The organism is Bradyrhizobium sp. WSM471 (assembly GCF_000244915.1).
Taxonomy (GTDB): Bacteria; Pseudomonadota; Alphaproteobacteria; order Rhizobiales; family Xanthobacteraceae; genus Bradyrhizobium.
This window is the reverse complement of record NZ_CM001442.1, coordinates 7,045,237-7,062,935: the sequence shown is the minus strand read 5'-3', so window position 1 is coordinate 7,062,935 and position 17,699 is coordinate 7,045,237. Positions and strand designations below refer to the sequence as shown.

Annotated in this window: 16 protein-coding genes; 6 read left to right on the top strand and 10 right to left on the bottom strand. The window is 64.6% G+C overall.

The genetic code is table 11. From position 1 onward, the window contains the following. Positions 1 to 2 precede the first annotated feature (2 nt). A complete protein-coding gene (locus tag BRA471DRAFT_RS32190) occupies positions 3 to 1,667 on the top strand; it encodes an L-lactate permease (protein ID WP_007614990.1) in 1,665 nt (554 codons plus the stop codon). A gap of 136 nt (positions 1,668 to 1,803) precedes the next feature. Next, positions 1,804 to 2,202 carry an META domain-containing protein gene (locus BRA471DRAFT_RS32185; RefSeq protein ID WP_007614988.1) on the top strand — a complete coding sequence of 133 codons (399 nt, stop codon included), beginning with the start codon at positions 1,804 to 1,806 and terminating at the stop codon, positions 2,200 to 2,202. 152 nt (positions 2,203 to 2,354) lie between these two features. Here the strand turns inward: BRA471DRAFT_RS32185 and BRA471DRAFT_RS32180 are convergent, their stop codons facing one another. The 3 genes from BRA471DRAFT_RS32180 to groES form a co-directional block, all read right to left on the bottom strand. Further along, positions 2,355 to 3,566: a hypothetical protein gene (locus BRA471DRAFT_RS32180; RefSeq protein WP_007614986.1), complete on the bottom strand. Its 1,212-nt coding sequence runs from the start codon at positions 3,564 to 3,566 to the stop codon at positions 2,355 to 2,357. Between the two features lie 200 nt (positions 3,567 to 3,766). Next, positions 3,767 to 5,398, bottom strand: coding sequence for a chaperonin GroEL (gene groL / locus BRA471DRAFT_RS32175; protein WP_007614985.1), 1,632 nt, complete (start codon positions 5,396 to 5,398; stop codon positions 3,767 to 3,769). A 145-nt stretch (positions 5,399 to 5,543) separates the two neighbouring features. Beyond that, entirely contained in the window at positions 5,544 to 5,840 is a 297-nt protein-coding gene (groES, locus tag BRA471DRAFT_RS32170; RefSeq protein ID WP_007596954.1) for a co-chaperone GroES, read from the bottom strand. 313 nt (positions 5,841 to 6,153) lie between these two features. Between groES and BRA471DRAFT_RS32165 the strand changes: the two genes are divergently transcribed. Then, positions 6,154 to 6,675, top strand: coding sequence for a hypothetical protein (locus BRA471DRAFT_RS32165; RefSeq protein ID WP_007596953.1), 522 nt, complete (start codon positions 6,154 to 6,156; stop codon positions 6,673 to 6,675). Positions 6,676 to 6,836: 161 nt separating this feature from the next. Here BRA471DRAFT_RS32165 and BRA471DRAFT_RS32160 read toward each other — a convergent pair whose 3' ends face one another. Further along, positions 6,837 to 7,616, bottom strand: a complete 780-nt coding sequence (locus BRA471DRAFT_RS32160; protein WP_007614982.1) for a protein phosphatase CheZ — start codon at positions 7,614 to 7,616, stop codon at positions 6,837 to 6,839. Positions 7,617 to 7,931: 315 nt separating this feature from the next. Here BRA471DRAFT_RS32160 and BRA471DRAFT_RS32155 point away from each other — a divergent pair, with 315 nt between their 5' ends. Beyond that, positions 7,932 to 8,732: a L,D-transpeptidase gene (locus tag BRA471DRAFT_RS32155; RefSeq protein ID WP_007614981.1), complete on the top strand. Its 801-nt coding sequence runs from the start codon at positions 7,932 to 7,934 to the stop codon at positions 8,730 to 8,732. Positions 8,733 to 9,141: 409 nt separating this feature from the next. Here the strand turns inward: BRA471DRAFT_RS32155 and BRA471DRAFT_RS32150 are convergent, their stop codons facing one another. The 5 genes from BRA471DRAFT_RS32150 to BRA471DRAFT_RS32130 all read right to left on the bottom strand — a co-directional run bounded on the left by BRA471DRAFT_RS32150 (position 9,142) and on the right by BRA471DRAFT_RS32130 (position 14,277). After that, the gene (locus BRA471DRAFT_RS32150; protein ID WP_007614972.1) at positions 9,142 to 9,963 is read right to left on the bottom strand and encodes a DUF2076 domain-containing protein; all 822 of its coding nucleotides are present in this window, start codon (positions 9,961 to 9,963) and stop codon (positions 9,142 to 9,144) included. A gap of 135 nt (positions 9,964 to 10,098) precedes the next feature. Continuing rightward, entirely contained in the window at positions 10,099 to 10,944 is an 846-nt protein-coding gene (locus BRA471DRAFT_RS32145; RefSeq protein WP_007614970.1) for a ChbG/HpnK family deacetylase, read from the bottom strand. Beyond that, positions 10,941 to 12,032 (bottom strand): glycosyltransferase family 2 protein, encoded by a 1,092-nt coding sequence (locus tag BRA471DRAFT_RS32140; protein ID WP_007614968.1) that lies wholly within the window; start codon positions 12,030 to 12,032, stop codon positions 10,941 to 10,943. The genes BRA471DRAFT_RS32145 and BRA471DRAFT_RS32140 overlap by 4 nt, the downstream gene beginning before the upstream one ends. A gap of 112 nt (positions 12,033 to 12,144) precedes the next feature. After that, positions 12,145 to 13,122: an ATP phosphoribosyltransferase gene (hisG, locus tag BRA471DRAFT_RS32135; protein ID WP_007614966.1), complete on the bottom strand. Its 978-nt coding sequence runs from the start codon at positions 13,120 to 13,122 to the stop codon at positions 12,145 to 12,147. 3 nt (positions 13,123 to 13,125) lie between these two features. Continuing rightward, a complete protein-coding gene (locus BRA471DRAFT_RS32130) occupies positions 13,126 to 14,277 on the bottom strand; it encodes an ATP phosphoribosyltransferase regulatory subunit (protein ID WP_035975244.1) in 1,152 nt (383 codons plus the stop codon). Positions 14,278 to 14,847: 570 nt separating this feature from the next. Between BRA471DRAFT_RS32130 and BRA471DRAFT_RS32125 the strand changes: the two genes are divergently transcribed. After that, positions 14,848 to 15,954: a helix-turn-helix domain-containing protein gene (locus BRA471DRAFT_RS32125; RefSeq protein ID WP_283848235.1), complete on the top strand. Its 1,107-nt coding sequence runs from the start codon at positions 14,848 to 14,850 to the stop codon at positions 15,952 to 15,954. Between the two features lie 82 nt (positions 15,955 to 16,036). On the opposite strand, the gene BRA471DRAFT_RS32120 is transcribed toward BRA471DRAFT_RS32125, so the two are convergent. Next, positions 16,037 to 16,789, bottom strand: coding sequence for a 16S rRNA (uracil(1498)-N(3))-methyltransferase (locus BRA471DRAFT_RS32120; protein WP_007614960.1), 753 nt, complete (start codon positions 16,787 to 16,789; stop codon positions 16,037 to 16,039). Positions 16,790 to 16,998: 209 nt separating this feature from the next. Between BRA471DRAFT_RS32120 and BRA471DRAFT_RS32115 the strand changes: the two genes are divergently transcribed. Beyond that, positions 16,999 to 17,658: a hypothetical protein gene (locus BRA471DRAFT_RS32115; protein WP_007614958.1), complete on the top strand. Its 660-nt coding sequence runs from the start codon at positions 16,999 to 17,001 to the stop codon at positions 17,656 to 17,658. The last annotated feature ends 41 nt before the right edge of the window (positions 17,659 to 17,699 follow it).

Here is a 17,699-nt window from a genome sequence, read left to right as displayed (position 1 = left end):
TCATGTGGAATCAAGTTTATGACCCGTTGCACAGCCCTGTGCTGTCGACGATCGCGGCGGCAGTCCCTGTCGTCACATTGCTGGTCCTGATCGCGAGCGGCCGCGTCCAGGCTCATATCGCGGCGGTCATTGCCGTGATCGTGGCCAATTTGATCACGATCTTCGTCTTCACCATGCCGGCGAACATGTCGATCCGCGCCTCGGTGCTGGGCATCGTCACCGGCTTCTTCCCGATCGGCTGGATCGTTCTCAACGTCATCTTCCTCTACCAGGTGACGGTGACCACCGGACGCTTCGAATTGCTCAAGCGCGCGGTCGGCGGCGTCACCGAGGACCGGCGGTTGCAATTGCTGCTGATCGCATTCTCGTTCGGCGCCTTCTTCGAAGGCGCCTCGGGCTTCGGGACGCCGGTCGCGATCACGGGCGCCGTCCTGATCGGCCTCGGCTTCTCGCCGCTTGCAGCAAGCGGCCTGTCGCTGATCGCCAACACCGCGCCGGTCGCCTATGGCGCGCTGGGTACGCCGATCCAGGGCCTTGCCTCGGTCACCGGGCTTGATCCCTACATCCTCGGCGCGATGGTCGGCCGGCAATTGCCGTTCTTCTCGCTGATCGTGCCGTTCTGGGTGGTGTGGGCGTTCGCGGGCTGGAGGGGCATGAAGGACGTGTGGCCGGCCATCCTGGTCACCGGCGTGTCGTTCGCGGTCCCACAATTCGTGATCTCCAACTACGTCAATCCCTGGATCGTCGACATCGGTGCGTCGCTGATCTCGATGGGGGCGCTGATCCTGTTCCTGAAGGTCTGGCAACCCAGGCAGCTCTGGCTGTCCCCGGCGCTGCGCGGCCGCGATGAATCGGCCGCCACCATGGCCGCGGCAAAACCGATGGACAAGACGCCGCTGACGCAAAGCGAGCTGTTCAGCGCGCTGCTGCCGTGGATCATCGTCTGTATCGTGATGCTGATCTGGGGCAATGGTGGATTCAAGACCTGGGCGAACTCGATCTTCACCTGGAGCTATCCCGTTCCCGAGCTGCATCAGATGATCAACAAGATGCCGCCGGTTGCGCCAGGGCCGACGAAAGAGAGCGCGGTGTTCGGCTTCACCTATCTCTCGTTCACCGGCACGGGCATGCTGATCGCCGCGATCATCTCCGGCTTCCTGATGGGCGTCGGGCCCGGCAAGCTCTTGATCCAGTACGGGCGCACCATCCGGCTGTGTGCGATTTCGCTGATCACGATCTCGGCGATGCTTGCCATCGGCACGCTGACGCGGCTCTCCGGCGTCGACGCGACGCTCGGCCTGGCCTTCGCTGCAACCGGCGTGCTGTATCCCTTCTTCGGCACGCTGCTCGGCTGGTTGGGCGTGGCGCTGACGGGATCGGACACCGCCTCCAACGTGCTGTTCGGAAACCTGCAGAAGATCACCTCCGAGCAACTCGGCCTGTCGCCGATCCTGATGGGCGCGGCGAACTCGTCCGGCGGTGTGATGGGCAAGATGATCGACGCGCAATCGATCGTGGTCGCATCCACGGCCACCAACTGGTACGGCCACGAGGGCACCATCCTGCGCTTCGTGTTCTGGCACTCGATCGTGCTGGCCTGCCTCGTCGGCGTGCTCGTGACGCTACAGGCCTATGTCTATCCGTTCACGGCGATGGTGCTGAAGTAGCACGCCACGCCCGGCTTCAACGCAAATCCCCGCGAGTTGCTGCTCGCGGGGATTTCTGCGTGACGCATGGCGAACCTTCTCAACGGCGCCGCCGTCTTATAGAAGGTGCCGCAAATCAGGTCGGTCGAGAGGTCTCATGGTTTCGTTCAGGCAGACGGTGTGTGCGGCGGTTGCAATGCTCGCGATGTCCACGCTCGCGCGTGCGGAGGACGGTTTTCCGTTCGGCACCGAGATGACGCTGGAGGCGCTGCCGCAGCCGGGCTCGAAGCGGATTCCGAACATCGAGATCGGCGACAATGGCGAGGTCGTGCTGGAGCTCTGGTGCAAGGGCGGCAAGGGCCAGTTCTCGGTCGCCGGCAACACCGTGATCTTCGTCCCCGGCCAGATCCAGGACCGATCCTGCCCACCGGCAAGGGCCCAGGCCGACGACGATCTCGTTGCAGCGCTGGGCAGCGTCGAGACCTGGAAGCGCCAGGGCGACGTGCTCACGCTCGTCGGCCCCAAGCCGCTGCGCTTCCGCGTCAACGGGAATTAGGTCTCGCTCTCGTGTCCCGGACGCGCTGCAGCGTGCACGCTGCTGCGCAGAGCCGGGACCCAGGTATCTGTCGTCGATCTCGTGCGCGGCATCTGGGCCCCGGCTCAGCAGCGCATCACTGACGTGCTGCGCTGCGTCCGGGGCACGAGGGTCTACTTCCACACCGACTTGTCGGCGTCCCAGCGCTGGCCTTTCAGCTCCTTGGCCAGCGCGTCGACCGAACCGTTGTCGTCGGGCTGATCGCCTTCCTCGTCGGCGGTCGCTTCGTCCGAGAGATTGAGCTTGGCGCCGTTGCTCTCGTCGGTGGTCGTGGTCGCGGGACTCCCGACCCAGAGCATGAGCTTGTCGGTCGTGCCGGGCTTGTCGGGCGAGACGAGGCCCGCGACCTCGATCGTGTCGGTGAGCTCGAGCGCGGGAAAGTCCTGGTTCGGCCGCTTGAACACCAGCTTGAGCTTGCCGGTCGCCGGGTTGAAGCTCTGCGAGACCGGCTTTGCAGCGAGCGTCCTGCTCAGCACGCCAGCTACCGCGGCCGCGAGCTTGTCGCGGTTGATCTTGTCGCCGTCGCTCCAGTCGGCGGCGGCAATGCGGATGGTGCGGTCCATCTCGGTCATGCCCGCGGTCCAGCCCGCGGCGGTGACGCCGGGCGTCGCCTTGAATTTTGCCAGCAGCGCGCCGGCGCGCTCCGGATCGACCGACATGTTGATGGTCTGCTCGCCCGCGCGCAGCGCGTCGCAGCCGACGGTGAGGCTCGCCAGCGTCACCTCGACATCCTGGCCCTTCAGGCTCTTGAGGAACTCGGTTGCTGCATCCAGCTTGACCTTGACCGCGATCGCTTCCGGCGAGACGTCGGTGAAATCCTTCGGCTGCGGCGTGATGCCGTCGTCGGAAGTCTGGTTGTCGAGGAATTCCTTCTCGCTGAGATCGGAATTGTCGGGCGAGGTGACCTCGGTCACGGCCTGGCCAATGCTGATCTGGCCGCGGAATTCGAACGTGTCTCCGGCCTGTTTGCGCAGCAGCTTGACGGTGACCGGCGCCTTCGCGCCGAGGCTCTGCGTCGTACCCGTCAGGTTCTGGCCCGCGACTTGGAGATTGACGACGAAGCGGTCCTTGCGGTCGGAATTCTTCGCGACGGGATAACAGACGTCGAGCACGGCTGCGGTGACGGTCTTGCCCTGGCGTGTCTCCTTCAGGATCACATCGGCATTGCCGTCCATCAGCCCGTCGATCGAGGTGAAATAGCGCGTCTCGACGCCGCCGGGCGCCGTGGCCTTCGGCGCCAGCTTCATCTGGGCGGATGCGACCTCAGGCGAAACTGCAAGCAGAGCCGCCAGAACGGCCGTGGAGCAAAACAGAAGCGCGCGCATCGATGAAATCCCCGAGGCAATGGGGCATGATCCGGAAAAATGTGAAGCGGTTTTCCGATCAGATCAGGCCCAAACAATTCGAATCGGGCGTCACCGTAGTGGGTTTTGGCCGCCGGTTGAATTGGAAAGCACGGGCCATGATCGGCAAAAAGAAGGCCGCCCGGAGGCGGCCTTCGCAACACTGTCAGGCGAGGACGGCCTTAGAAGCCGCCCATACCGCCACCGGCCGGCATGCCGGAGGCGGCTTCCTTCTTCGGCGACTCCGCGACCATGGCCTCGGTGGTCACCAGCAGGCCGGCGATCGAGGCGGCGTCCTGGAGCGCGGTGCGCACCACCTTGGCAGGGTCGATGATGCCCTTCTCGACCATGTCGACATACTCCTCGGTCTGGGCGTCGAAGCCGAAGGTCTCGGACTTGTTCTCCAGGATCTTGCCGACGACGATCGAGCCTTCCACGCCCGCGTTCTCGGAGATCTGGCGGATCGGGGCTTCCAGCGCCTTCAGCACGATGTTGATGCCGGCCTGGACGTCGGCATTGGCGTTGGTCAGACGGCCAACCGCCTTCTTGGCGCGGAGCAGCGCGACGCCGCCGCCGGGGACGATGCCTTCCTGCACCGCGGCGCGGGTAGCGTTCAGCGCGTCCTCGACGCGGTCCTTCTTCTCCTTGACCTCGATCTCGGTGGCGCCGCCGACGCGGATCACCGCGACGCCGCCTGCGAGCTTGGCGAGGCGCTCCTGGAGCTTCTCACGGTCGTAATCCGAGGTGGTTTCCTCGATCTGGGCCTTGATCTGGCCGACGCGGGCCTCGATCTCCGGCTTCTTGCCGGCGCCCTTGACGATCGTGGTGTTCTCCTTGTCGATCACCACCTTGCCCGCGCGCCCAAGCATCTTCACCGTGACGTTCTCGAGCTTCATGCCGAGGTCTTCGGAGATCAGCTGGCCGCCGGTGAGGATCGCGAGGTCCTCGAGCATGGCCTTGCGGCGGTCCCCGAAGCCCGGCGCCTTGACGGCGGCGACCTTCAGGCCGCCGCGGAGGCGGTTGACGACCAGGGTGGCCAGCGCCTCGCCCTCGACGTCCTCGGCGATGATGACGAGCGGCTTGCCCGACTGCACCACGGCTTCCAGCACCGGCAGCATGGCCTGCAGGCCGGACAGCTTCTTCTCGTGCAGGAGGATGTAGGCGTCCTCGAGCTCGGCGGTCATCTTCTCGGGGTTGGTGACGAAATAGGGTGACAGATAGCCGCGGTCGAACTTCATGCCCTCGACGATGTCCACCTCGGTGTCGAGCGACTTGTTCTCCTCGACGGTGATGACGCCCTCGTTGCCGACCTTCTGCATCGCCTGCGCGATCATCTTGCCGATGGCGGCGTCGCCGTTGGCCGAGATGGTGCCGACCTGGGCGACCTCGGAAGAGGCGGCGACCGGCTTGGCGCGCTTCTCGATGTCCTTGACGACGGCCGCAACCGCGATGTCGATGCCGCGCTTGAGGTCCATCGGGTTCATGCCGGCGGCAACCGACTTGGCGCCTTCGCGCACGATGGACTGGGCCAGCACGGTCGCGGTGGTGGTGCCGTCGCCGGCGAGATCGTTGGTCTTGGAAGCGACCTCACGCACCATCTGGGCGCCCATGTTCTCGAACTTGTCCTCGAGCTCGATCTCCTTGGCGACGGTGACGCCGTCCTTGGTGATGCGGGGCGCGCCGAACGACTTCTCGATGAGCACGTTGCGGCCCTTCGGGCCGAGCGTCACCTTGACGGCATTGGCGAGAATGTCGACGCCGCGCAGCATGCGATCGCGCGCGTCTCCGGAAAACTTGACGTCTTTGGCAGCCATGGTCTGCAATTCCTCTTCTTTTTCGTGATGTGTCTTGCTTATTGGGTCGCCTCATTCCGGAGTCCGCGATCGAACCCGGCGGAATGATGCATGCCCGGATCGAGTGACCCGGGCATGCATTCAGCGGCCGTTCAGGCGTCTGGCTTTAGGCCATCACGCCCATAATGTCCGACTCCTTCATGATCAGGAGCTCATCGTTGTCGATCTTGACCTCGGTGCCCGACCACTTGCCAAACAGCACACGGTCGCCGACCTTGAGGTCGATCGGGATCAGCTTGCCGGCCTCGTCGCGGCCACCGGGGCCGACGGCGACGACTTCGCCCTGGGACGGCTTTTCCTTGGCCGTGTCCGGAATGATGATGCCGCCCTTGGTCTTTGACTCGGCGTCGATACGTTTGACCACGACACGGTCATGCAGCGGACGAAATTTGGATTTAGTCATGAGGTTTCCCTTTGGAGGCTCGCTTCGGAAGGAGTGAAAGTGGGCGGGCGGCGCTTCCGTCCACCCTTCCCGAGGATCGATCGGCGCGCGTTAGCAATCCATCTTTCAGAGTGCTAATGGTGCGTCCGGGAATATGGCTTGGCCGCGATCCTGTCAAGCAAAGGTGGTTAAGCGATTGGTGAGACGGATATAGGATGGTGACATTGGAAACTTGTTCGGGGCGCCGGCGTATTAAAGGACGTCATTGCTCCGGCAGCGGTTTTGCGCTTGGCTGCGTCAGGGGTGCGGCCATGGTTTTGTCCGGGGGAATGCCATGATCAGTTCAGCTCACGCGCGCACGGTCGCCAATCTGGCGGCGGCTTCTTGCCTGGCGCTGCTGCTTGGCGCCTGCGGCGGCGGCATGAGCCTGCCGTCCTTTTCTTCGTCCTCACCGCCCCCCGAGGCCGAGCCCGGCACCGGTCCGGAAATGCCCGCGTCGATCCGCGCCGACGAGATCGTCGGGCGCTGGGGCCTCGCCTCGTTCCAGAACCCGGCCGACCGCGCCCGCACCGAGGCTGCCGCCCGGGCCCAATGCAAAAATCCTTATGTGATCACCGCCGGCTCCTCCGGCGGCGTGATCATGCATCTGGCGGACCAGGCAACACCGCAGGAGCTGCGGCTGAAGGGTTCGCCCAGCGGAAAGAACTATATCGGACCGGCGGGTCCGACGCCCGGCGAGCAGGACCGCGAGATCGTCTCCTTCGACGGCCGCGTCCTCATCACCCGCTTCATCGACAAGGACGCCGCCACCCGCTACGGCAACATGGTCTACGTCCGCTGCGCGCCGAGGGCGTGATCGCGGCGCCGGCCTAGCCACTCGTCATTGCGAGAAGCGAAGCGACGAAGCAATCCAGGCTGCCTCCGCGGATACAGTCTGGATTGCTTCGCTTCGCTCGCAATGACGAAAAAAACGCCGGCTCTCGCCGGCGTTTTGTTTTTCCGTAGTGTCGCGTCCGCTCAGTCGAACAGCGCGTCGATGTCGTCCTGCGAGGCGTGGCCGACGTCGCCGGCGAGCTTCGGGCCGTTGAGAAGCTTGTCGTCATCGCTGCGGGTGTCGACCTGCGGCACGACGTGGGACTTGATCGCGTCGACGCCGCCCCAGATCTCCATCATGGAATTGATGTGCTGCTCGATGAACTTCATCGTGCTCATGACCTTGCTGATGCGCTGGCCGGTCAGGTCCTGGAAGTTGCAGGCTTCGAAGATCGAGATGACGCGTTCCTGGATATCGTCGGCGAGCCGCTTCTGCTGATCGGCCGATTGCACCTTGGCCATCGCGCTGGCCGCCTGGTCGATCGACTCGGCGGCTTCGAGGATCTGCTGGGTTGCCTGTTCGGTGCCGCCGACGACCGCGCCGAGCTCGCCATTGACCTTGGCCATTTCGCCGCCGTCGAAGCTCTTGCCATGCAGTGTCGCGATCTCGCGCTTGGTACGGTCGATGGCGTCGTGGATGAGGTCGAGCTCGACCTTCAGCTTCTCGCACTGCTCGATCTGCGCCCGGTAGGTATCGAGCATGGTGCGGGCTTCGGAGAGCTCGTGGGCCGTGGAGGCGTCGATCGCCGCCATGGCGGCGCTGCCGGACAAGGGCGCGGTGCCCTTCGCCATCTGTGCACGGATCGCACGCAACTCGGCCATGATCTCGCTATGCATCGGCGCAGCCTCCTCAATCATTTCGGGGCTGGGCATCTCGCCGACAATAGCCTCCTCGACACGAAAACGTTTGCGGTGAATAGCCATCAAGAACTCCCCCCACCTCACTCACGCGTCTTTGTAGGCAGAAGCGATTTAACACGAAGTTCACAGCCGGAACTATCGTCCCGGTTGTGCGCGACAGCTTGCAAACGAGCGATTAACCATGCGTGCGCGGCGTTCATCGAAAATAAACGCTGATCGCCAAATTGCACCGCTGCCGACGACGTGGTGAATCGAAACGGCGTTTCCGTTTACCAAACAAAACGGCTTTTGCTCTTTATTGACCACGTCGCGGGTGCGGATCAGCCATCACCTCGCCACGACGCATGTGATCTAGACGAAACAGTACAGAGTACGTCGATGTTCAAGAAAATGTCTGTTGCGCTGCTTGGCAGCGCTTGCACCTTCATTGCCGGCGCCAACAGCGCCAGCGCCTTCGACAATAGCGTGCCGAACGATCCGCCCGCGGTGCTCTACCAGCCGCAGGTGCCGCCTGCGCCGGTGCGCGTCGCCTCCAATTCGAATATGGGCGGCGGCTTCATCGAGTTCATCTTCGGCGACGGGCCCGGTCGCGGTCCGGCCTACGCTCCGCAGCAGCCGGTGTATCAGCAGCAGCCAGGTTATTACGACCAGCGTCGCCTGCCGCCGATGGGCGAGCCGCAGATGCAGGGCGCAGATCTCCAGCAGGAGGCGGTGGATCCGCGGCAGCGTCAGTTTGACCCGAGATTCGAGAAACAACTCGTTGACTATAGCGGCAACGAAAGCGCCGGCACGATCGTGGTCGATACGCCGAACAAATTCCTCTACCTCGTCGAGGGCAATGGCCGCGCGATGCGCTACGGCATCGGCGTCGGCCGCCCCGGCTTCACCTGGTCCGGCGTGAAGTCGATCACGGCGAAGCGCGAATGGCCGGCGTGGACCCCGCCGGCGGAAATGATCGCGCGCCGTCCTGACCTGCCGAGGCACATGGAAGGCGGCCCGGAAAATCCGCTTGGCGCGCGCGCGATGTATCTGGGCTCCACGCTCTACCGCATCCACGGCTCCAACGAGCCCTGGACCATCGGCACCAACGTCTCCTCAGGCTGCATCCGCATGCGCAACGAGGACGTCATCGACCTCTACGGCCGCGTCAATGTCGGCACCAAGGTCGTGGTGATGTGAGACCTGACGGCATGCTTTGATGCCGGGGAAGTGAACGATCGTGAAGGGATGGCGGACTGGTGCGGCAAGGGCCGAAGCCTAGCTACGCATGGCAAATCAATAGGAGCAATTGCGATGCGTACGATCTTGGCGTTGGGTATCCTTGTCGCCCTGACCGCCTCGGCCAGTGCCGGGACGGCAAATCATAAGCGGCATGTCGCGCCTGCCACACAAAGTTTCGCCCCCCATGTCACGCCGCGTGCGGCTGCGGGCTTTGCCTATGTTCCCTACGCGGCCCCGTACTCGTCATCGGGCGGATACAGCGATCCTTACCAAAGCCAGCACTGGGGCGGCTGACCTCAATTACCCTTTGAAACAAGACGGCCGCTCGATGGGCGGCCGTTTCGCTTTGGAGCAAGAATAAGAAGCGTCAGGCGTAATCGCTGCCGCCATCATCTCCGCCGCCGAAGTCGCTGTCGTCGGCGAAGTCGCCATTGTCGTTCTGATCGCTGTAATTCTGGTCGTCGTTCGAAGCGTGGTCGGCGAAGCCCTGCCGGGACGCATCACCACGGTCGCGGTTCGAGCCGATGTCGTCGAGGCCGGCATCGCGCGCGAGCGAGCCGCCGGACTGATCGCTGCCGCTCCAGGGACCTCCACCAGCGCTGCGATCGCCCAGAGCATTGGTGTCGCCGAAGGCCTGCTGATGCGATCCGCCCATCATGCCGCGAATGCTGGAGAGCAGCAGCGAGCCGCCGACGACGCCGGCCGCGGCTGCCGCCGCCGTGCCGAGGAACGAGCCGCCTCCACCGCCGACCGGCGGCGGCGCGCCATAGCCCTGGCCTGGGCCCTGACCGTATGCCTGCCCATAAGGCGGCTGGCCGTAACCGGGCTGGGTCTGCTGCATCGCCTGGCCGCTGTTCCACACCGGCCGCGAATCACGCGGCGGCACGTTCGGAACCGAGCCGCGCGACGGGGCCCCGCCGAACAGCGTGTCGCGCATGGTGTCCAGGAAACCGCCGGACTGCGCCTGCTCGGGCGCCTGCGCCGCCTCCAGCTCCTGGATGCGATTGTGAGCACGCTTCAGCGCCTCGTCCTGCAACAGCACGGTCTGCACCAGCGCATAGATCGCGCCGGGCGCCTTGCGCAGGCCGTCGGAGATCGCGGCGATCGCGTCGGGATCGCGCGGTGCATTTTCCAGTTTCGAAAGCCGGTCGAAAAGCTCGTCGACGAGTTGGCGTTCCTGCGGCGTCATGGTCAGTCTCCCTCGCGCAAAACAAGCGCGAGGCAGATGTAGGGTTCCATTGTGGCCCCAACAGTGCCGGCTGGATTAAATTTCGGTATGCGACAAGCTGCCTCGCCGGCGGCGTTCTCGCAAACTTCGCCGGTTTCATCCCAGCGTGACGCCGTTGTCCGTCAGCAGGCGCGCGAAGGCATCGCCGGCGAGATAGGCGTGCTCGCGTTCGCGGACATCCGTCATCGGGTCGAGCCCGGTGAGGATGTCGTCGACGAAGCCGGGATGGCACATGATGAGGCCGCCATCCGGCAGGCCTTCGAGGAATTGCCGCATCAGCGCGCCGAAATCGGCCGCCTGCGTGAAATCATAGGCGCCGGCGAAACCGGGATTGAAGCGGAGGCCCGCGCTGCCGGCGCGTCGGCGGAATTGCGCGCTGAGGATATCGAGCACCATGGCTTTCGGTGAGGCCAGCCGCTGCATCAGCGGCAGGTCGCGGCCGCCCTGGCGCACCCAGGCTTTTGGCGCGACTTCGGCGACTGCGTCGACAAAGCCGTCGCGCACCTGCGGGTAGAGCTGCACATGCTGATGACCGTCGACGAAGTCAGGCGCGCGTCCGAACGCTTTCGCGAAGGCTGCCAGCTGCGCCTTGACCTCGTTGCGAAAGAACTCGCGGTCGAGCCTTCGCGCAAGACCCGCGCGCAGCAGCTTCGAAAACGGGAGAAACATGTCGCCGTCGAGCGGGCGGAAATGCATGGTGAGCGGCCGGAACGGTGCCGACAACGTCACGTGCAATCCGATCGCGCAGCGCGGGCTCGCTTGCGCCGCCGTCTGGAGCGCCTCGATCTCGCTGCGCTCGACCGCAGGTCCCACCATCATCACCGAGGTGGCGTTGAGACGGCCGCGTTCGATCAGGTCGCGGATGGCGCGATTGACGCCCGGGCTGATGCCGTAATCGTCGGCGCAGAGCCAGATCCGCCGCGGCGGCGCGGCCGCGCTCATTCGGCCGCCGTCCTCTTCGAGGCGTCCAGGCTTGAAGCGTCCTGGCTTGAAGCGTCCTGGCTTGAAGCATCCTGGGCCTTGTCGGTCTCGAAATGCTTTTCACTGTGCTCGGCGACGAAGTAGATCGGCCGCGCCTTCAGCTCGGACAGGATCTTGCCGATATATTCGCCGACGATGCCGATCATGATGAGCTGCACGCCGCCGATCGTCATCAGGCCGATCACGAGTGAGGGATAGCCGGGCACCTGCTTGCCGGTGGTCAAGACCTCCCACAGGATCGACAGACCGAACAGGAACGCTCCGCCTGCGAGGATCACGCCGAGCAGGCTGGCGAAGCGCAGCGGGGCCACCGAGAACGAGGTGACGCCTTCGATCGAAAGACCAAGCAGACGCGCGGCGCTGAAGGTCGTCACGCCATGGGTGCGCGGCGCGGGCTCGTAATCGACGCGGATCTGGCGGAAGCCGATCCAGCTCGCGAGGCCCTTGAAGAAGCGGTTGCGCTCCGGCAACTGCCTCAGCGCTGCGACCGCGCGCGGCGACAGCAGGCGGAAGTCGCCGGCGTCTTCGGGAATCTTCTGGCGTGCGCCCCAATTGATCAGCGCATAGAAGCCGCGGCCGGCAAGCCGCCGCAGGAACGGTTCGTTGTCGCGATGCGCCTTGGCAGTATAGACGACGTCGTAGCCGTCCTCGATCCAGTGCCGCACCAGTCGCTCGACCAGCGACGGCGGATGCTGGCCGTCGCCGTCCATGAATAGCACCGCGCCGAGCTTGGCATGGTCGAGGCCGGCCATCAGCGCGGCCTCCTTGCCGAAATTACGCGACAGCGACACCACCTGGACGTCGACCGCGTCGGCCGGCAGTGAGCGGGCGATCGACAGCGTCGCGTCCGCACTGCCGTCGTCGACATAGACGATCTCGCAAGCCAAGCGATAGCGCTGCCGCAAGGTCTTTGCGAGATCGCAGATGCGCTGGTGCAAGGCGGCGAGACCGGCCGCTTCGTTGTAGAGCGGGACGACAATCGACAGTCCCTTCGCGGCGGCGCTTGCCGCGGTGGTCGTCATGCCGGAAACGTCAGAGCCCAGCGTCATCGATCAAGGTTCCAGAGGCGATCAGGTTTTCTTGCAAGGTCATCTCAACAGCATATGGTAGCTGCCGTTTGCTGTCGCTACGCTGAACGGAATTGCTCAACAAGCTTTGGGCTCACTGCCGCAGGAACGCCTCGAGCCTGGCGAACAGCGGGTTCTCCCGGTCGAACACGTAATCCAGCGAAACCACCGAGACGGTCTCGGCGCCATGCCCGCGCAGGAAGCTCGCGAGTGCATAGAGCTGGCCCGGCGGGCAGTGCAGCGTGAGCATGCCTGACGAGGTCGGCCCGCCGAACGGGGCTTCGACGCCGAAGCGCTCGTGGGCCTCGGTGAGCATGGCCGCGTCGCACTGGCGGAAGCGGGTGCGGACTTCCCGGTATTTGTTGGCCCGCGCCCGCGCCGCGATGTGATCGAGGATGATTCGCGCGGTCTCCCGCGCTTGCGGCGACCAATCGGCGTCCCTTGAGGCGACCAGATTGGCCTGGCTGCGCAGGATCACGCCGTCGTCGAGCACCCGCAATCCGTTGGCGGCGAGCGTCGCGCCGGTCGTGGTGATGTCGACGATCAACTCTGCACTGCCGGCGGCCGGTGCGCCTTCGGTCGCGCCCGTGCTTTCGACGATGCGGTAATCGGTGATGCCCTGGCTCTGGAAGAAGGCGCGGGTGAGATTGATGAACTTGGTCGCGACCCGCATCCGCATGTGATGCTGCTCGCGGAAGCCGGTGGTGACATCGTCGAGGTCGGCCATGGTGCGGACGTCGATCCACGCCTGCGGCACCGCGACGACGACGTCGGCATAGCCGAAGCCGAGGCCTTCGATCAGGGAGACGCGCTTGTCGGCGTCCGCGATGGTCTCGCGCACCAGATCCTCGCCGGTGACGCCGAGATGCGCCGAGCCGCGGGACAGTTGCGAGGCGATCTCGCTCGCCGAGAGATAGGCGACCTCGACATTGTCGAGGCCCGCGAGCGTGCCGCGATAGTCGCGGGCGCCGCCCGCCTTCGCCAGCTTGAGCCCGGCGCGGGCGAAGAAGGCCTCGGTGTTTTCCTGCAGGCGGCCCTTGGAGGGAACGGCCAGAACGAATGGCGCGCTCATGACTTAAGCTCCCACCTTGCGGCCGATCCGGGTCAGCGCATCCACCCAGACCGAAAAACCGACCGCGGGAATCGGCTCGGCCGATCCAAGCTGGGTCATCAGCCCGTCATAGCGGCCGCCGGCAACCAGCGGCTCGGCGCCGTTGCCGCGATGATGCAGCTCGAATTCGAAGCCGGTGTAGTAGTCGAGCCCGCGTCCGAACGCGGTCGAAAAGCGCGTCGCCTTCACATCGATGCCGCGCGCCGCCATGAAGCCGACCCGGCTTTCGAACTGGTCGACCGCAGCACTGAGGTCGAGCTTCGCGTCATTGGTGAGCGCGCGCAGCTCGGCGACGGCGTCATCGGGGTTACCCGATATCGACAGGAAACGCTTGAGCACGGCGATGGCCTCGCGCGGCAGCGCGCCGCCCTTCAGCGTCGACTGCTCGAGGAAGCGGTCGGCAATCTCGGCGGTGGTGCGGCCGCCGACATTGGTGGTGCCGGCGATCGACATCAGATCGGTAACGAAAGCGAGCGCCGCCTTGCGGTCGGAGCCGGCGAGCGCCGCAAGCACGCCCTCATATTCGCTGCGGGTCGCGGTGGTCGCGGCTGCCAGCCGCTCCAGATCCTGCTCTAGGCTGATCTTGCGGTTGAAATCCTTGACCAGGCGGCGGCGCCAGACTGGATAGAGGTCGAGCGCGTCGAGCAGCGCGTTGAACAGCGCCACGTCGCCGGTGCGGATCTCGACGTCGCGGACCCCGAAGGCGGCGGTCGCCTCCAGCGCCAGTGCCAGCATCTCGGCATCGGCCGCGGCGCGGTCCTGGCGGCCGAACGATTCGATGCCGGCCTGCAGGAATTCGCTGCTCTGGCCGTTGCGGTAGCGGAACACCGGACCGAGATAACTGAACCCGGCCGGCTGCCCGGCACGGCCAGAGCTGAGGTAATCGCGGGCCACCGGAATGGTCAGATCCGGGCGCAGGCAGAGCTCCTCGCCGGAGAGGTCCGTGGTCAGGTACAGGCTCTTGCGGATGTCCTCGCCGGAGAGATCAAGGAACGGTTCGGCCGGCTGCAGGATGGCAGGCTCGGCCCTGACATAGCCGGCCTGCGCGAACGACAGCAGCAGCGTGTCCGCCCAGGCGGCGGAGCCGGCAGCATTTGAGGTGGCAGTCGGAGTCATCTCGGGGTCCATCATCCCGGTGGAACCGGGCAGGGCAAGCAAGGGAAGCGAATTGCCGCAGGCCTTAGCATGGCCCGAAAGCGGTTTCGACCTCCAAAGGATCAATCGCTTAACAGTGTCGGAGCGACGCGCAGTCATCACAGGAGGCGAAGCTTAAATTAGGTCTCGCGCCAACTCAGGTAATATAATACCTTATTATCCCGCTGCATCGACCCAGATGGACAGGGAGGCCTCACCCTCATTCATTTCGGGGCAGGGACGTCTCCGGGGCGCTTCCATGGGTCGCCTGGGGCGGAAAGCTCGGCCGCCTCCTCCGCAACTCATCCGCGAGCTGCTCGGCCCGTTTGAGAACGCTCCACAGGTCGCATACTCAATTTGGGTAGGGGGACGATCCGTTCGCGGAACCTTCGTTTACAATGCGAAAGTTGGTTTCCGATTCATACGCAACGCAACAGATGTTATCCGTTCGGTCTCGTGACACGCGCTGGCCGCTGATTTCGATCTGCAAGACGTTCCGGCACTACGACGAATTCGATCCGCTCGACCTTCTGATCGTTCATGCCACTCTCAATGCCGCGCGACCTGCGGCGCGCCGGCGTCAACGAGCCGAATGATTTGCGTGGCCCTAAGTCGCCGTTTCCAAGAAGAAGCCTAGGTAAGCAGCAGAACATGGATCAAAGCCGTCTAGTCCCTGCTCGCGAGGGAATGCAAAAGAGTGCGGCGGATCGCTTGATGTCGTTCCAGGATCTCAAGCCGTCCTCGGCGCTCGAGCTCAAATCGTATGACATTGATCATTTCGGCGAGACCGAGAAATACGCCGGCGCATCGAGCATGCCGTTGTCGGCCGGGGCGACCGCGATCATGCGTGCCCGGCTCACCTTGCCGACCCTGACCCTGTCGCTGTTGAAAACCTTCCCCCGCATCATTCGCGGCTATCAGCTCACCAATGCTGCCGCAGTGGTGGTCCCGATGGATCACGTGACCTCTGCCCGCATCAACGGGCATGCGATCGGCGGCTCTGTCATCATTCTAAAAGGAGGTTCAGATTGCCTGGTGCATGAGCCGGAGGGGCGTCTGCTGGCTGTCGTCTACTTCAGCCCATCCGGGCGTGAGCCATTGCCTGAATTAGGCGATGGATGCCATTTGCTGAATCCGGCGCCGGACGTGCTTGCCTCGCTGCGCCGTCTGATCTCGATATCGCTTGAAACCGCAGCAAATGACCCAGACTTCCTGAACGAGCCGGCTTCGCAAACGATTGTCGAACAGTCACTGCTCAGCACGATGGATGCGGCGATCTGGTCCAGCGTCGCAAGCGGACCTGTGTCATCCACCACCGAGCATTATCGGCGGATCGTAGCCGATATGGAGAAACTGATCCGGCGCGATCTGATGATCTGGCACAAGACGACCGAACTGGCGGAACAGGCGGGCGTGTCGGTCCGGACTCTCCAGAGTGCGACACGGGCCATCTGCGGCATGAGCCCACATCGCTATAGCCGAGTCTTACGCCTCTGGTCGGTGCGCAAGCAACTGCGCACCGGTCGAGTAGGCCGGAGTGTGAAGTCCTGTGCGCTTGCGCATGGTTTCTGGCATCTCAGCGAGTTCGCAGCCAGCTACAGAGAGGCTTTCGGAGAGTTGCCTTCCGAGACTCTGAACCGATCGCTACGAGGCGAATAGCAAGGTGCGGTCGCCCTCTACCTGGTTCGGTGGCCTTGGGCTGCTCGGATGATCGGCAGCTGAAGGCCAACCAAATATTGCCTTAGCCGCGTTCACCACCCCAGTCGCCCAGCACCGCCTGCACCAGCGCCAGCGCGGCCACCGCGGCCGTGTCGGCCCGCATAATCCGGGGTCCCAGCGCCAGCCGCAGGATTTTCGGCTGCCGCAGCAGCAGCGCCCGCTCTTCCTCGGCAAAGCCGCCTTCGGGGCCGATCAGCACGTCGATGCCCTCCGCCGTGCCTGCGCCTTGCAGGCTTCGAACGGGGTTTTCGAGCTCCGCCGCCTCGTCGCAGAAGATCAGCAGCCTGCCGACGGCGCGCTGGCTGAGGAAGCGCTCCAGCGGCATCGGTTCGGCAACGGTGGCGATGCTGAGAATGCCGCATTGCTCGGCCGCCTCGACGACATTGGCGCGCATCCGCTCGGTATTGACGCGGGAAGCCTGGGTAAACCGGGTCAGCACCGGCTGAAGGCTGGCGGCGCCCATCTCGATGGCCTTCTGCACCATGTAGTCGAGCCGGGCATGCTTGAGCGGGGCGAAGACGTAGGCGAGGTCGGGCAGCCGGTCCTGCGGCCGGGTCTGCTGGAGGATGACGAGGCCGTCCGGCCGCTTGCGGCCTTCAATGGCGGCCTGCCATTCGCCGTCGCGGCCGTTGAACGCCAAAACCTCGGCCCCGGCGGTAAGCCGCAGTACATTGCCGAGATAATTGCTCTGGTCGCGGTCGAGCTCGACCCTGCCGTCCTGGGCCAGGGGGGCATCAACGAACAGGCGGGGGCCGCGGAAATCGTAGGAAGGCATTGTCAAAGGTCCGATTTGCCGCCGTTCTTAACCGAAAGCAGTACTTTCGGGGTAAATTTTGCCAAAACGGTGCGTCGGCGCGCCGCGCTCTCGCCCTATTCAACGGGTTGTTAAGGGCCGGCGGGAATCGTAAAATCGCGAGCACGCTGGTTGCGCTTCTATTGGGAAGACGCCGAACCCCGCAAGCTCCTGCCGGAGAGACTGCCTTGATGATCCGTCATTTGATGGTTCCGATCACTGCCGCCATGGTCACGATGGGCGCCGTTGGTGCCTATGCGCAGGGTTTCCCCGCGCCGCTGCCGAGCCAGGCCCAAACGAGTTCCGCCTTCCCGCCCGTGAATGGCTCGGCGCCCGTCGCCTCTGTCGGCGGCGCGCCGCAATCGTCCTTTCCCGTGAACGGCGCCGCACCGGTCGGTGGCGCCGGCGCCTTCAGCGCGGCCCCGCCGACGCAAGCCGGTCCCAGCGAGGACTGCATGAAGGCCTTCATGCCTCTGCGCGAGGATGCCGAAAAGCGCGGCAAGCTGATCAAGGCCGCGAGCGACCGTCACGCCCCGCCCGACGAGGCCTGCAAGCTGATCCGCAATTTCAGCCACGCTGAGACCAAGATGATCAAGTTCATCGAGGCCAACGCCTCGAAGTGCGGGATTCCGGCGCAGGTCGGCGCGCAGATGAAGGACGGCCACAAGAACACCGAAACCATGGCGGCGAAGGTCTGCAATGTTGCGCAGCAGATGCAGAACCAGCCGCGCGGTCCGGCCGGTCCGTCGCTGAGCGAAGTGCTGGGTTCGGGCTCGGCGCCCGAGGCCAATGCGGGCAAGAAGGGCGGCAGCACCTTCGATACACTCAACGGCAACGTCCTGACCCGATGATACACGTGCCGCCGATTTGAAGTTCCTACGGTGCCTGCCGC